A 15871-nucleotide genomic window follows, 5' to 3' on the forward strand; every position below is an offset into this window, starting at 1 on the left:
AATACACTTAATTAATACTTTTCATCCAACCTCTGCTATCTCGATAAAAATTAATTAAGTGTCATCACCATAAATATAAAATTTAACCTCACTTTTTAAGTGCTATCAGAAAATATAAACCAAGGCTATAGGTTATGAAAAACGTAAAAGTCAACTCGCTAATAAATTTATTACTCTTCAGCTCAATTTCTCTCTGCGGATCATCAGCTGCCATAGCCGGTGGAGTCGGTCTTGGTACGACAAGAGTGATTTATCCACAGAATAGTTCGCAGGCATCTTTATCTATTCAAAACACCGATGCCAGCAAGGTTTTTCTGATTCAATCTTGGGTATCCAATCCTGATGGAAATAAGAGTGCTGATTTTATCATTACCCCGCCTATTTTCGTGATTCAGCCCAAAAAAGAAAATACGATGCGGATCATGTTTGTGGGGAAAAAACCACTACCAACCGATCGTGAATCTCTTTATTACGTAAACAGTAAAGCAATACCTTCAGGAAAACCTGAAGAAGGAAAAAATACGCTCCAGATCGCAACGCAAACAACCATTAAAATGTTTGTGCGTCCTGATAATCTGCCTACACCAAGCATCGACGCGCCTAAATCTTTGCGCTGTAAACTAATCGGCAGCAACCTAAACGTAAAAAATCCTTCTCCTTATTATGTGACGCTAGTTAGCCTCAAAGTTGGCAATCAAAAAATGCCAAACACCATGGTTCCGCCAAAATCTGAGGCACAGGTTCCATTACAAGGAGGCCCTGGCGGAAACATTACATTCCAGACCATGAATGATTATGGTGCCATGACCGATCAACAAACATGCTCCATATAACATGCCAGAGAACATGCCAGAGAACATCGTCAAGGATTGGCGTTATCTATTTCTATATTTTTCAGGATTGAAAGTAAGATGAAAAAGCAACTTTATTTCGCATCAGTTCCACAAGCGAGATCTGCTATTAGCCGTTATGCCCCTGTTGTTTTTTCATCACTGGCTATTGTTTCTCCCGTGCAAGTACTCGCTGAGCAATATTTTAATCCGGCATTTCTATCCAGCGATCCTTCCGCTATTGCGGATCTCTCACGCTTCAACAATGAAGGTGGACAGGCTCCGGGGAGCTATCGCGTCGATATATTTGTTAACGATACCTTTATCTCTACGCGTGACGTGAACTTCAAATATTCAAAAGCCGCGGCGGAGCCGGAGAAAAATACGGCAGCACCTGTCGAAGCATCATCAAAAACGAAATCGTCGGATACAACTGATACGCTCGTGCCATTTTTCAGTATCAAAGAACTGGAAGCGCTTGGCGTAAACACAAAATCCCTGCCTACTCTCAAAGAGACCGCGCAAGATGATCAAGATCATAAAGAGGTCAATCTGGAATCCATAGTTTTAGGAAGCAGAGCCTCTTTCGATTTTGAAAAGCAGCGTCTTGATTTGAGTATTCCGCAAATTGCGATGAAAAATGATGCTCGTGGCTATATTGCCCCAGAGCAATGGGATGAAGGGATCAATGCCCTGCTGTTAAATTACAATTTCTCGGGTAATGAAACGAAGGCTAACAACGAGCGCCAGTCTGACAAGTTTCTTAGTTTGCAAAGTGGAATTAACCTCGGAGCATGGCGCTTACGTGACAGCGCCTCGTGGAGCAGCCAGAGTTCTAACAGCGATCACTCTAGTGAGATTCAACATATTAGTACCTATGTTGAACGTACTATTATTCCGCTGAAATCTGAACTTGTTGCCGGAGATACCAGTACGTCTAGCGACGTTTTTGACAGTGTTCCCATTCGTGGTATACAGCTTTCGTCTGATGATAATATGCTGCCCGATAGTCAGAGAGGCTTTGCGCCAACAATTCGCGGAATTGCAAAGAGCAACGCAAAAGTAACGATAAAACAAAACAACTATGTTATTTATCAAACCTATGTAGCACCCGGTGCATTTGAAGTTAACGATTTATTCCCAACTTCATCCAGCGGCGATTTACTGGTTTTAATTGAAGAAAGTGATGGCAGTATTAATTCTTACTCTGTCCCTTTTTCCGGTGTACCAATTTTACAACGAGAAGGTCGGGTAAAATATGCCGTCAGTGCCGGAAAATATCGTAACGGGGGTAATGAGCAGGATAACCCTGAATTTGGTCAGGCAACAGTAATTTGGGGTTTACCTCATGGAATAACTGCCTATGGTGGTACACAGTTATCTGATAAATACCGTAGTTTCGCGGTTGGGTTGGGCAAAAACTTCGGTGATTTAGGCGCATTTTCTGTTGATATCACTCAGGCGAACAGCACGCTGGCAGATGACACTACCCATCAAGGGCAATCAATGCGTTTTCTATATGCTAAAGCGCTCAATAATTTTGGGACCAACTTCCAATTGCTCGGATATCGTTACTCTACCGAGGGTTTCTATACCTTAAGTGAGACCACCTATAAAAGAATGAGTGGGTATAATGACACCGAAAACGAAGGTAATAAAAAAGACAATAACGATCAGCCCAATTATTTTGATTATTATAATCTGAACTATACCAAACGCGGGAAGTTGCAGGCCAATATTAGCCAGCAAGTGGGAAAGGAAAGCGGTCTATTTGTCTCTGCCAGTCAACAAAGTTATTGGCATACCGATGAAACTGATACCCTGATACAGTTCGGATTTAATAGCACCATCTGGAATGCCAGCTATACCCTGGCATATAACTATAATAAAGTGCAAAACCAACCAGATGCAGATCAGGTTGTCTCATTCAATATTTCTATTCCTTTGGCTCAATTGTTATCTCCGGCCCAAGACGACATGGCGCAGCCTGGACATAATGCGTATGCCACCTACAGCGGAAATAGAGATAAGAACGGTAACACAACTCAGCAGGCAGGTATTAGCGGAACGTTACTTGACGACAATAATCTCAGCTACAGCGTGATGGAAGGCTATGGAAATAACGGTGTCGGCAATAGCGGCAGCGTGAGCGCCGGCTACCAAGGGGGTTATGGTAGCACAAACGTTGGGTACAACTACGGCGCTGACTATAAGCAGTTAAACTACGCTATATCTGGCGGTATTGTTGCCCACCGCAATGGGATCACGCTTAGCCAACCTCTTGGCGATACCAACGTGCTTATCGCCGCGCCCGGTGCAGATAATGTCAGTGTTGAAAATAACACTGGGGTGAAAACTGACTGGCGTGGATATGCCGTTGTGCCTTACGCAAGCAGCTACCGCCAAAATCGTATTGCGCTCAATACCAATACCTTAAACAACCACACTGATATCGATGATGCCGTGGTTAACGTTGTACCTACGCAAGGAGCGATTGTGCGCGCTAACTTTACCGCACACAGCGGCGTGAGAGCGTTATTAACCGTCATGCACAATGGTAAACCCCTACCCTTCGGTACCAGTGTGAGCAGAACCGATATTACTGCCAGCGGCATCGTAGGTGACGCAGGGCAGGTGTATATGTCAGGGCTACCGCTAAAAGGAACCTTGAATTCACAATGGGGCCCGGCCGCAAGCGACCAATGCCAAGCTAATTATGTATTACCTGAAGACAGTCTTAATAAGGCTATCGTCTATGCCAATGTGGTATGTAAATAGAAAATTTTTTCATGACGATATGTATGCAATATGGCAGAAAAAACGTGCCAGCAATCTCATATTTTATTAACCAGGTCATGACGATTAGAAACAGGTTTTCAAGAAAAAGGAACGACATGCGCAGCCTATTTACCTTATTTCCTCCTCGCTCAGCCATATTACTTGGGCTGTTTGTTATCAGTTCATATAGCCATATGGCTTATAGTGCCGATCCAGGAATATGCGCCCCCAGCAATGGCATGGTGCCCGAATTGCATATTCAAATGAATATGACTACACCACCAGTTGGCGTTACTACAACTCAAGGGTATAGCTATCCCGTTGTGGCGGCGATGCCAGGACCTATCAAATGCCAGCCGACAGACCCAGCGCCAAAAATTAGTACCGTATATTCATTTAATAATGGTTACTTAGGTCGTGACGCTGGGGCTAATATAACTATTGATGATCCTTACCATCAAGGATACAGGATGAGGTTACAACTGGGTACAGTACCCGGATTCACCACCTTTAACCGATGGGCAATTCCAAATACGAGCGCACCGACTATTACGGAGGCCGTTTACGCCGCGGTTATGGTTTTTCCACCAAGTACCAATCTTAATCCACATGATATCATTCTAAATCATGTTTTTTTGGGATATTACGCCGTATCAGAATTAAGTACATCTGATATCGGTATTCCTGAGAGCACCGATGGTTTGACTGCAGTTTATGTTTCAGGGAAGCTACATATTCCGCCTAAGTGTCAACTTCAACTGGATAAACCTGAAGTGATAATGCCAGATCACTTTGCCGCTGATTTTACTGCGGCAGGCGCGGGCGGGATCTTAGATGATGCGCCCACCCGCTTGGGCATCCAAGGACTATGTTCAGGCGGAGGAGGCTCTGGAGACGGTGATTTAGTGCATATTTCCATATCATCACTCTACTCAGGTGATGGGCAAAATATTATCGGCATTCAAAATACGCCAGAGATTGGTTTGATAGTACGCGATGGTCAAGGAAATATACTTCCGGTCAACAGTTCTGAGGTAGCCCAAGTTCCAACAACTCAAATGACTGTGGGTGAACGACATGAGGGATACTTTGAATATCCATTGTCATTCCAACTAGTCTCACGGACCGGGACGGCGCCAAAGCCAAAAAACTATAACGCACAGATCTCCGTCATATTATCAATGGAATAGTAAAACCATTATGAAAAATAAATGGAACATAGGTTTTTTCATACTTAGCAGCCTCTTACCTTATGCTGGATATGCTAATATAGTTTACAATGGTTCAACGCCTATAAATATAAGAGGAACTATATTACCCAGCTCATGTACTATCGCCAAGAAAAGCCAAGCACAGAGTATTAATCTTGGCTCCTATGCAAATAATACATTAACTGCCGTGGGGAAAATATTAACGACAAGAACGTTAAGTATATCGCTGACGGGATGCAACGATGGCATTATAGGTACCATAGTGACGCTTTCAGGAGACCAAGACCAAGACGACGTTACGTTATTGGCACTGAGCAATCCAGAAGCAGAGGGTACGGTAAAGGGCTTAGCTATACAAATTAGAGATAACGCTGACAATATTATTCCTATAAACAGCCAATCATTACAACAGAAGTTGGTCGCGGGTGATAGTAATGTATTAACGTTTAAACTGGCATATAAAGTAACTAAACTGCCAGTAACGGTAGGAGATGCTAACTCCGTGCTATATCTCGATTTGGCTTATCAATAGGATTAATCATGCTAAATAATAGCACCATTCCTAATAAAGGAATTCATAGTAATAGTTTTCATAAACTACTGTTGGTAACCATACTCTTTTTAAGTTCTGGAATCGCTCTGCCAGCGCTTGCTCACGACGTTACAGTAAATATTACCGGAAAGGTAACCAATGGCACCTGTTCAGTATCATCCGATTCCATAGATAAACCTGTTTATCTAGGAAGTGTGCCCATCAGCCTATTCTCTCGTGGTAGCACGAGTTCGCCTCCAGTGCAATTTACCATAAATCTGGAGAATTGCGGCACTATTAGCCGTGGTGTGCAGGTTACATTCACTGGGACGCCTGATGAGAATGCCCTTGATTATTTCAAGCTCTCACCAGACAGTACAGCAAGCGGTATCGGTATAGTCATTACGGATGATACTAGAAGAGTAATTCCAGTAGGTGGAACATCAAAATCTTATTTAATCACGGATGGAGCAGCCACTAAATCACTTATTTTTTATGCAAAAATGGCTGCCGACGGCTCTGCCTTAAAAACCGGAACAGTATCGTCGAGTGCGACATTTACTACCGCTTATCCATAGAGATACTTTATGAGACCCTTTGAGAATAAAAAATTTCACAGTCTGTTTTACATTATATTAGTATCCGTATTACTTTCATAAAATGGGTATGCCGGAATAATGATAGGTGGAACTCGTTTTATTTATCACGGGGACAGCGAAAAAGGTCTCCCTTTTCTGGTTAAAAACTCAGATGACTTACCCTATTTAATTCAAACAAAAATATTACCTGACAACACGCAAGGAAATAACATACGGCAGGCGTTGCCTAATTCTGAATCAGCGAATTTTGTTGCTACGCCTCCCCTGCTGCCACTGAGAAAAAAACAGGAAAATTACATACGCATCATCCGCACTGAAGGAAAACTACCCGATGACAGAGAAAGCTTATTTCAATTAAGTATCGCGGCGATCCCATCTGGCAGGCCGACAGGAAATGATTTACAGCTGGCCATTCGTTCACGATATAAATTGATTTATCGTCCCTCGGGTTTAAAAGGAGAACCAAACCAAGCCTACCAACAATTACGCTGGCAGCGACATGGGGCACAGGTCACGATTGAAAATCCAACGCCCTATTACGTGACACTATTCCAGATGGTTATCAATGGAAAATTACAGCCGGCTGAAGGCGTAGTGGCTCCTTTTGGCAGCCGAACCGAATCATGGTGTCCAAAGAATGGCGGGTGTGGTTTTAAATGGCAAAGCCTTGACGATTTGGGCACACCAACATCTGCTTGGGCGATTACTCCCAATGGAACAGCACAATTAGGAAACGCCATAGGCAAAGTAACCCCTGTGGTCGAAGCGAAGGAACAGGATAAAAAAAGCACAGAGGGTCATGTCAGTCCTAAGCTCCCATAGCCATTTGTTTGCATGTCCTTCAAGGCCCTCTTGACGTATTCCTGCGTATTTTCCGGCAAATTTTGTGCATTACTCCACATCAGCCCGGCGCATTTATTGGGCTCTTTGTTAACCGGAACGCCATCAAAACGCTTGGCTTCAAACCATAAGTCAATATACGTTCTTTCATCAGATTTACGATGCAGCGTATAGATCAGTTTTAAAGCCGATGGAGGAATGACAATGCCAATTTCCTCTTCGGCCTCTCGCACCGCAGCGGTCAGTGCCGACTCTCCCTCTTCAACATGGCCAGCAGGCAATGACCATTTACCATCATCAAATCCCGTATTTTTGCGCTGAAGCAGTAAAATACTTTGCTGCTGGCGGACAATAATATACACCGCTAAATAAGGCCGAAACTTAGGCATCACAAACTCCCTCTGCGCTAAAAGTATTATGGTATCAGCCTTTCCGCGCGCGTTGCATCAATAGCCCGCCACCTTTCTGCCAGCTATAGCCAGGATTGCTAACTGCGTCATAACGTGAGCACGGCACTTATGCTATGCTCCGCCCCTCAAAATTGACAAAGGACAAAGAGAGTTCTCATGCGCAAGATAACCATCGTCATGATCATCATGGCTGCCGCGGTATACGCATATAACTATATGTAAGTTTTACCCATAAACTGGCGCTGCTTCTCTTGGCATCGCCCTTTATCATCTCCTCACGCTTCTCACCGTCTCATAATAAATCCCTGTGTTTTGTTCCTGATAGCTCATAATAAATTTCAATTGTTCTCTTAAATCTATTAGAGTTGCCGTCCAAAATCATTAGGCACATAACAATGATCGAGCTTATCCACAAAAATGCGCAACACCTAACGCTACGCGACCGACTAAAAGTCGCCGAGATACGCGCCTTAAAAATGAACGTAGGCTGGTTGTTAAGCGTGCAAATCGCATTTGTTTTATTTGTTTTTTGTCGCGATTATTTTTACGTCAGTCACCAAATGCCTGCGGCTCCGGCTTTATCTACCCTTCTCGAAACCGCTCTCGTCGTAATAATGGCAATACTGTGCGGTTATGTGGCCGTTTTACGGTTTACCCGCGTCCTTGAAAAGCAGTTTGAAAACGTCATGCTAGTCATAACGTTAAGCATTGGGGTGATGTGGTGCATTATTCTTTCTCTGCTGTTTTACAGTGATTTCAGCCATCTTATTTTTGCTATTTCAACTTTACTGATGCTGTCATCGTTAATTGCGCTCTATCCTTCATCGCGGCACCTCTTTTTCGCCACCACGCCGATATGGGCCATTATCGTTGTGCATGCGATGTTTTTTAGTAAAACCTTAAGCTTGGTTTATCTCGCGGGATATCTGGTCTTTGCCGTCTTGTTCGAAACGGGGCGCCGTCTATTACGCCGCTGGTTTGTGTTAGCGGTAACGAGAGAGCATCAAAATGTTCGGCTAGCGAATAAGCTCACGCTAATGTCGCAGCAAGATCCGCTTACGGCGTTGGCTAACCGTCGCCACTTTGATCGTGAACTACAGCAGGCGATTGCAAGGGCGACAACAACCGGCCATCCCCTGTCTATTATCTTGATTGATGTTGATTACTTTAAAAAATATAACGACCGCTATGGCCATCAGGCTGGCGATGCATGCCTGATCCAATTAGCCAAACGCTTCCAACAGGCAGTACGCAGCGCACAGGATTTAGTGGGCCGCTATGGCGGTGAAGAGTTTATTATTTTATTGCCGGATCAGGACAAATACGCGGCTGAAAGAGTTGCTGAACGACTCAAGGACTTAGTATTCACCTTAGCACTGCCCCACGATCAATCAGACGTTTCCCCGTATGTTTCACTTAGCCAAGGCATTGCACAGTGGCAAAACGGCGTGGATGCTAAAACGCTAATAGAAAATGCCGATCAAGCGTTGTATCTCGCCAAACAGCAAGGCCGCAATACCGTTCGTCTCGCGCCATAAACAAAAAAGCCAACCCGAAGGTTGGCTTTTAGCCTATAGCAGCGACAAGAATTACGCAGTGGTTGCTGGTTTCTTGTTGCCGCGATACGGACGACGCTGCTGTGACGATGGCGCATCACCACGGGCTTCAGGTTTACGACCTTCTCCCGCTGCACGGCGCTGGCCGCCATTGTTGCTACGTGGCTTCTCACCGGAGCGAGCACCATCGCGCGACTGACCATTGCCTTGGCTGCGTCCTTGAGACTGGCCGCGACCTTGGCCTTGCCCACGTCCCTGACCTCGACCTTGGCTTTGACGGCCATTTTGAATCGGATCGGCTTTGATGCTTGGATCTGGCTCATAGCCTTCAATCGCAATACGTGGGATCTCACGTTTCAGCAAACGTTCGATATCACGCAGCAGCTTATGCTCATCCACGCAGACTAACGACAACGCTTCGCCGGTGGATTCTGCACGGCCAGTACGGCCAATACGGTGTACATAATCTTCCGGCACGTTTGGCAGCTCAAAGTTGACCACATGCGGCAACTGATCGATATCCAAACCACGTGCGGCAATATCGGTTGCCACGAGCACACGAATCGAACCGGCTTTAAAATCAGCCAGCGCGCGCGTACGAGCCCCCTGACTTTTGTTACCGTGGATCGCTGCGGCGGTAATACCATCTTTGTTCAGCTGTTCAGCTAAATGGTTAGCACCGTATTTGGTACGGGTGAAAACCAGCACCTGCTGCCAGTTATGAGTGCCAATAAGCTGAGCCAGCAGCTCACGCTTGCGGCGCTTGTCAACGAAATGCACTGACTGCTCAACCTGCTCAGACGCGGTGTTGCGGCGAGCCACTTCAACAGAAGCCGGATTAGTCAGTAATTTGTTTGCCAGCTCTTTGATTTCATCAGAGAAAGTCGCAGAGAACAGCAGGTTTTGACGCTTGGCAGGCAGCTTAGCCAGCACACGACGGATATCGTGGATAAAGCCCATATCCAGCATGCGGTCAGCTTCGTCCAGCACCAGAATTTCTACGTTGGATAAATCAACCGCACGTTGATGTTCCAAGTCCAGCAAACGCCCCGGCGTGGCGACCAAAACATCAACACCACCGCGCAGTTTCATCATCTGCGGATTAATGCTAACGCCGCCGAAAACCACCAGCGAGCGGATATTTAAATATTTGCTGTAATCACGTACGTTCTCGCCGATCTGGGCAGCCAGCTCACGCGTTGGCGTTAGGATCAGCGCACGCACAGGACGGCGGCCTTTTACCGGCTGCGCATCCTTAGAAAGCAGCTGTAACAGCGGCAGCGTAAAGCCTGCGGTTTTGCCGGTACCGGTTTGGGCACTGGCCATCAGGTCACGACCCTGTAAAACTACCGGGATCGCTTGAGATTGAATAGGCGTAGGTTCGCGATAGCCCTGTTCTTCAACAGCGCGCAACAATTCGGCACTCAGGCCGAGAGTATCAAAAGACATATTAGGGTAAAACTCCAAATCCACCTTGACCCGAAAGGTCGGGTGCAGTTTCCGGGTGGATTTATCAGACGCGGTAGATAGGTGATCACCACGAGGGATAGGCACAAACTGCGAGTGCAACATAATTGTGGGGGATTCTAACAGAAAATGTGATCGGCGTCTGATATGTTTTTTTAGTAGAGGAAATTAGAGGGTTATTCGATAGCTATATGTTACTGCCGTTGAAGGTTTCGTACGCCGATCAGCAAATACGTTTCTATGGAACCGCTGGCGTAGGCGTCCGATGAGAGTCCCGTTGCGCGGGGACTCTCAACTCGCGCGCTTTTACCGCGTCGTGTGGCCGACCGGTCTCAGAGCGCACGTCCTGTGCGCCCTCGACCAGCCACCAGCATCCCTGCTGGCGGCTCTAAAATGCATTCTTTAAACATAAAAAAGACAAAAGACAAAAGGCAAAAGGCAAAAGGCAAAAGGCAAAAGGCAATTTTGGTTTTTGTCTTTTAAGTGTTTAAGTCTTGGTAGGGAGAGCAGTAGAAACAGGATGTTTCTACAAGGGGAGGAGGCGCCAAGGATGGCGCATGCCGACCCGGCGCGGAGATGGCGTCTCGGATAAAAGCGCGCGAGTGCAGAGACCACGCGCTGGTGGTCTCTGCCCGTACGCCTTCACCAATGCAGCAATGAAACTCGGTATAAACTGGCGGGCGGAATATTACACAAAGGTGTCATCAACAGCAGTAAATCCTCACCGCTCCCTCAACGCCTCTTTCACCTTATTCAACGGCTTAATCAAATAATCCAGCACGGTTTTCTGGCCGGTTTTAATCTCTACGCTCGCCACCATGCCGGGTAGGATCGGGAATTTTCGCCCTGCTTTGTTACTCAGCTCCGCGCTCTTGGTGCGCACATACACGCGGTAATAATACTGATCGCGACGCACTTCATCTTGCAGCGTATCCGGTGAAACGATTTCCACCGTGCCATTCAAGTTGCCATAAATAGAAGAGTCATAGGCGGTAATTTTCACCGTTGCCGCAAGCCCTGGGCGGATATAGGCGATATCACGCGGGTTAATGCGCGTTTCAATCAACAGCTGATCTTCCAGCGGCACGATTTCCATCAGTTTGCCGCCGGGTTGCAGCACGCCGCCAACCGTCATCACCTGAATATCTTTCACAATGCCGCGCACCGGTGAAATCATGGTGACACGATCGAGCTGATCCTCTTTCCCCGCCATCACTTCAAGCTGAGCGTCCAAATCCGCATTGTTTTTTACCTGTTCTTCACGCGCCCTTAGCGCGTATTGGTTGCGCGCATCATCAATTTTTCCCTGTAGTTCGCTGGCCTGTCGCTGCAAGCGAATAACTTCAACCTGACTCGCCGCGCCTTTCGCGACTAAAGGCTGCGTCATTTTCAGCTCAGCGATCACCAATCGATACGACTCTTGTAGATTCGCCACAGTTTCATTGAGGTTACGGCGGCGTGAGTCATAAAGCTGCCGTTCACGCGCCACCAACTCAGGCTCAGCCAACGTGCTAGCACTAAACTTAAGTGGTTCTCCGGTCAGCTCCGACCGTAATCGTTCCGATGATGCTCGTAGCGCACGGGCTCTGGCCGCTGCTTCGCCGTAGTTTGACTGAAAGCGCTTCGGATCGAGCCGCGCCAAAACCTGCCCTTTTTTGACAATATCGCCTTCGTGCACCAGCAGCGCAGAAACAATACCGCCGTCTAAACTTTCAATCAGCTGGGCACGGATCGAGGTTGTTACCTTACCCGTACCGACCGTCACTTCATCCAGCGTGGCAAAATAGGACCAAACAAAAAAGAACGTCATTCCCACTAACGTTAACCACACCACCGAGGAGTAAAAGCGCGACTGGCGTGCCATGTCTTCCTGCATTGTGAGCTCTGCCATACTGCCTCCCCTTAGGCCACAACCGATGTCACGTTGCTATTACGCTGAGTCTGGCCGAGGATTTCATCTCGCGAACCGTCAGCAACCACTTTTCCGCCGTCCATCACAATAATTCGGTCAACCAGAGATAGCAGCGCCGGACGATGGGTCACCAGTATCAAGGTTCTTCCCGCCATCCAGCTTTGTAGCTGCCTTATCACATAGCTTTCGAGCTGTTCATCCATCGATGCCGTTGGCTCGTCCAACAACACAACCTGTGGATTACGCACAATCATGCGGCTCAGCATCACCATTTGCCGCTGCCCACCGGACAAACCACGCCCGCCTTCGTTGATCATACGGTCGAGGCTAGCGGCATCTTTTTGCACCATGCTCAATGCACCGCTGATGCGCAGCGCTTGAATCAGCTCCTGATCCGTTGCATGCGGATGGCCTAACATCAGGTTTTGCCGCAGGGTGCCAAAAAATAGCCGTGAATCTTGCGAAAGCAGCCCAATCTGGCGCCGCACATCGACCGGATCGATATGCGCCATATCCACGCCGTCGATAATCAGCTTGCCCTTACTGGCTTCGGCTTGCCCTGACAGCAGCTTCAGCAAGGTTGATTTACCGGCCCCCACCTTGCCAATCAGCGCCACCCGTTCGCCCGGCTTAATTTCCAGCTCAGGGATATACAGCGCCTGCTCACCCTTTTCGATGTCATAGCTATATTGCAGATTGTCGAGCTGATAATGTCCTGCCAGCGCCGGACAGTGCGCCATCTTGTGCTCGGGATCGCGATCGAGCGGCTTCTTCAGCAGGTCGTTCAACCCCGTCATCGCGCTCTTGGCATGTTGCCAACGTGAAAACACCATAGTGAGCTGCATTAAAGGCGCAATCGTGCGCGACGACAGCAGGCTACAGGCCACCATGGTACCGGTCGTAATATCGCCCGCTAGGACCAGATACGTTCCCAGCACCAACATACCGGCATAGGTCACTTGCTGCACGGTAGAAGCCCACCCGCTCAGACGAGCGCCCCATACGCGCTGCTTCATCCCTATGGCCGCGCTCACATGATGCGTTTGCTCCCATTGACGCTGGAAATAGGGTTCTGCCTGTAGCGCCTTAATATCCTCAACGCCTTCAATCGACTCCACCAGTACCGCATTACGAATCGCGCTTTCACGCATGCCTTCTTTGGCAAGCTTCGCCAGCGGCCACTGGATCAGAATGCCGGGGATCACAATCAGCGGAATGGCTATCAGCGGGATCGCCACCAGCGGCCCACCGACCATCGCCATAATCACCAAGAACAGCAGCACAAACGGCATGTCCATGGCCGCCCCTACCGTGGTGGAGGTCAGCAGTTCACGCACCTGATCGATTTCACGCAGTTGAGAAATAAAAGAGCCGGTCGATTTTGGCCGCGCATCGTTTTTAATCGCCAGCGCACGGGCAAAGAACATCGACGACACTTTTAGGTCGATGTGCTTGCCCATCAAATCGGAGATATGCGTCCGCGAGAGGCGGATGAAATACTCTAAAAATGCCGCAAACAAAACGCCCACAAACAGCACCCACAGCGTAGGATATGACTGCGCAGGGATCACGCGGTCATACACTTGCATGGAAAACAAAATTCCCGCCAGTGCCAACACGTTGCCCAGCACCGACGCCATAGAGATTTCTGAAAGCTTGCGGCCTGCATGTTTAAAGTGATGCCAAAACCAATGCTGCTGATAGGGCTGCACAAAATCATCAATGCGTGAATCGTGCCCGCGCGCGGCGATGCCAAGCAGCACCACGTCTGGCTGAATGCGCCCTAGCAGAGCATCAAGCTCTTCCTCTCTCACCATGTCGCCGCAGTCGCTTAGCCAGTAGCTGACGTGCTTTTCAGCATCGAGGTTTTCCAAGATCAGCACCGAACCATCTTCTAGCTGCGCCATCACCGGCATCACTTCGTTGCGCCAGCTCACGCTGTTTTTCGGTCGAATGGTTATCTGTAAACCCAGTAACGCCCCTATCCGCTCTAAGCGGCGTTGTAACGGAAGATTTTCAAACCAGCGCATTTGCTGCTGTAGCGCCGGAATATCACAGGGAAGTCCAAAGCGCCCTGCGGCGCGCACCATCGCTAAAATCCACTTATCGGCGCCTGAATGTTGATCTGCCATCACATACCTCTTCTGGATTTAACGCGCTTGTTATAATGCAGGCAGAGTGTCGCCCGTGACCTTTGGCCGAGAAATATTCAGCATATCTAATAAGTTATCGACTGCACCCGCATAGCGAACCGCCGCATCCCAAACGTCATAACGAGCCACAATCGCCGCGCTATCGGCCTGCAATACGTCTTGCTCGACGCTGAGCAGATCGTTCAGGCTACGTTTGCTGAGCTTGTATTCATCCTGATACACGCTGCGCGTATGTTCAGCCGAGCTAAACTGGTCTTCACCCGCTTCCTGACGCTGTTGTGCGCCAATCAAATCAGCATAGGCCACCGACGCCTTTTGGTTGATATCCAGCTTGCTGGCCTCAACCTCTGCCAGTGCCGCTTGGCGATCGCCTTCAGCCGCATCTACCTTGGCGCTGGTCGCTCCCCCTTGATAAATCGGTGCTTGCACCACCAACTGCACCCGATCGTCCCAATAAGAGCTGTCGCTATTTTCATAACGGGTTCGCCCTGCCTGTACAGAAATCGTCGGCCAATGCTGCGCTTCCGCCTGCCGCACGCGCTGCTCAGCGGCCAATTGCTTAGCCTGAGCGCTACGCACCGCGCTGTTCTGTTCATAAGGAAGGTCTTTGATGGTGATCTTTTGATCGAGCAGGTCTTTGGGAAGGTCAGGAAGGTTTTCTGATACCACGCCGGTCAGCACCGTCAGGTTAGCCTGAGCGGAACGTTCTTGCGCACGGTATTGTTCATAGGTGGCGTTCATGCCCGCGATGCGGGTTTCCGCTTGTAAAACGTCAGACTGAGAGCTAAGTCCGGCATCTGCGCGCAGCTTCGACATCTCTCTCACCGATTCAAGCGAGGCCAAATTGCGCTTGGCCGCCGCCATCAGCTCCTGATAGCGTTTTACCTGCAAATACGCCTGAACCGTTTGTTGCCCCACGTTATTGAGTACCGTATAGAGCTGATAATCATAGGCCGCGCCCAGATTTTGTTGTTCATCAATACTGCCGCTGGTTTTGCCAAAATCATACAGCAGCTGATTTAACGTCACGCCCGTAGACGCATTGCTATTGAGTGAACCAGAGGAGTCTGTTTGATGCGAGCGCCCCGCCGCACTTTGCAGCGATACCTGAGGATACCAGGCACTTTTTGCCACGGTGAGGTTCGCTTCGCCTACGTGGATCTGTGCCGATGCCTGAGCAATTTGCGGATGGCGGCCAAATGCTCGCAGGATAGCTTCTTTAATCGTGAGCTCATCTTGCGCCTGTTCAGACGGCGCGGATTGCCACTGGTAGTTCGTTGTGGTGGTTTTAGCCCATACCGGTAACGCAGCGAAACAGCCCAAACCACAACACACCCAGACCGTTACCGGCCATTGTTTTATGCGCTTTATCATGTTGCCCCACCTTTACATCGTGATGATGGCTTATCGGTTTTATGTGTTAGAGCTCATCCTGCTCTGTGTTCTCTTTTCTAAAACAAGGAAAGAGAAAATCTTTATTGCACTCACTTACTGTGTAAAATTCCGCCCGCCTCTCCGCTCCGCATTTTCATGTTGCTCCGCGTAGGCGTTCGGGGTAGGGACGCCAGCGCGCGTCCCTAACA

12 protein-coding genes are annotated in these 15871 nt (G+C 48.3%); 7 read left to right on the forward strand and 5 right to left on the reverse strand.

The features are described 5' to 3' along the window. Positions 1-134 precede the first annotated feature (134 nt). From AB3Y96_RS14275 to AB3Y96_RS14300, 6 genes are all read left to right on the forward strand, one after another. Complete coding sequence (locus AB3Y96_RS14275) at positions 135-833, forward strand: fimbria/pilus periplasmic chaperone (RefSeq protein ID WP_367299504.1); 699 nt, start codon at positions 135-137, stop codon at positions 831-833. Positions 834-911: 78 nt separating this feature from the next. Beyond that, complete coding sequence (locus AB3Y96_RS14280) at positions 912-3608, forward strand: fimbrial biogenesis usher protein (protein WP_367299505.1); 2697 nt, start codon at positions 912-914, stop codon at positions 3606-3608. 23 nt (positions 3609-3631) lie between these two features. Beyond that, positions 3632-4798 carry a hypothetical protein gene (locus tag AB3Y96_RS14285; protein WP_367299506.1) on the forward strand — a complete coding sequence of 389 codons (1167 nt, stop codon included), beginning with the start codon at positions 3632-3634 and terminating at the stop codon, positions 4796-4798. Positions 4799-4808: 10 nt separating this feature from the next. Continuing rightward, positions 4809-5351: a fimbrial protein gene (locus tag AB3Y96_RS14290; protein ID WP_367299507.1), complete on the forward strand. Its 543-nt coding sequence runs from the start codon at positions 4809-4811 to the stop codon at positions 5349-5351. Positions 5352-5359: 8 nt separating this feature from the next. Beyond that, positions 5360-5929, forward strand: coding sequence for a fimbrial protein (locus tag AB3Y96_RS14295; RefSeq protein WP_367299508.1), 570 nt, complete (start codon positions 5360-5362; stop codon positions 5927-5929). Between the two features lie 99 nt (positions 5930-6028). Then, positions 6029-6772: a fimbria/pilus periplasmic chaperone gene (locus AB3Y96_RS14300; RefSeq protein ID WP_367299509.1), complete on the forward strand. Its 744-nt coding sequence runs from the start codon at positions 6029-6031 to the stop codon at positions 6770-6772. Here AB3Y96_RS14300 and AB3Y96_RS14305 read toward each other — a convergent pair. Continuing rightward, positions 6748-7179, reverse strand: a complete 432-nt coding sequence (locus AB3Y96_RS14305) for an NUDIX domain-containing protein (RefSeq protein WP_072309115.1) — start codon at positions 7177-7179, stop codon at positions 6748-6750. The two genes, AB3Y96_RS14300 and AB3Y96_RS14305, sit on opposite strands and share 25 nt — an antisense overlap. Before the next feature lie 416 nt (positions 7180-7595). Between AB3Y96_RS14305 and AB3Y96_RS14310 the strand changes: the two genes are divergently transcribed. Continuing rightward, entirely contained in the window at positions 7596-8738 is a 1143-nt protein-coding gene (locus tag AB3Y96_RS14310; RefSeq protein WP_367299510.1) for a membrane-associated sensor domain-containing protein, read from the forward strand. Between the two features lie 51 nt (positions 8739-8789). On the opposite strand, the gene rhlE is transcribed toward AB3Y96_RS14310, so the two are convergent. The 4 genes from rhlE to AB3Y96_RS14330 all read right to left on the reverse strand — a co-directional run bounded on the left by rhlE (position 8790) and on the right by AB3Y96_RS14330 (position 15659). After that, complete coding sequence (rhlE, locus tag AB3Y96_RS14315) at positions 8790-10205, reverse strand: ATP-dependent RNA helicase RhlE (protein ID WP_072309113.1); 1416 nt, start codon at positions 10203-10205, stop codon at positions 8790-8792. A gap of 739 nt (positions 10206-10944) precedes the next feature. Then, the gene (locus tag AB3Y96_RS14320) at positions 10945-12114 is read right to left on the reverse strand and encodes an HlyD family efflux transporter periplasmic adaptor subunit (RefSeq protein ID WP_367299511.1); all 1170 of its coding nucleotides are present in this window, start codon (positions 12112-12114) and stop codon (positions 10945-10947) included. An 11-nt stretch (positions 12115-12125) separates the two neighbouring features. Beyond that, positions 12126-14267 carry a type I secretion system permease/ATPase gene (locus AB3Y96_RS14325; protein WP_175421608.1) on the reverse strand — a complete coding sequence of 714 codons (2142 nt, stop codon included), beginning with the start codon at positions 14265-14267 and terminating at the stop codon, positions 12126-12128. A 30-nt stretch (positions 14268-14297) separates the two neighbouring features. Beyond that, the gene (locus AB3Y96_RS14330; protein WP_367300325.1) at positions 14298-15659 is read right to left on the reverse strand and encodes a TolC family outer membrane protein; all 1362 of its coding nucleotides are present in this window, start codon (positions 15657-15659) and stop codon (positions 14298-14300) included. Positions 15660-15871: the final 212 nt, after the last annotated feature.

It is taken from the genome of Hafnia alvei, from assembly GCF_964063325.1.
Lineage (GTDB): Bacteria > Pseudomonadota > Gammaproteobacteria > Enterobacterales > Enterobacteriaceae > Hafnia > Hafnia alvei_B.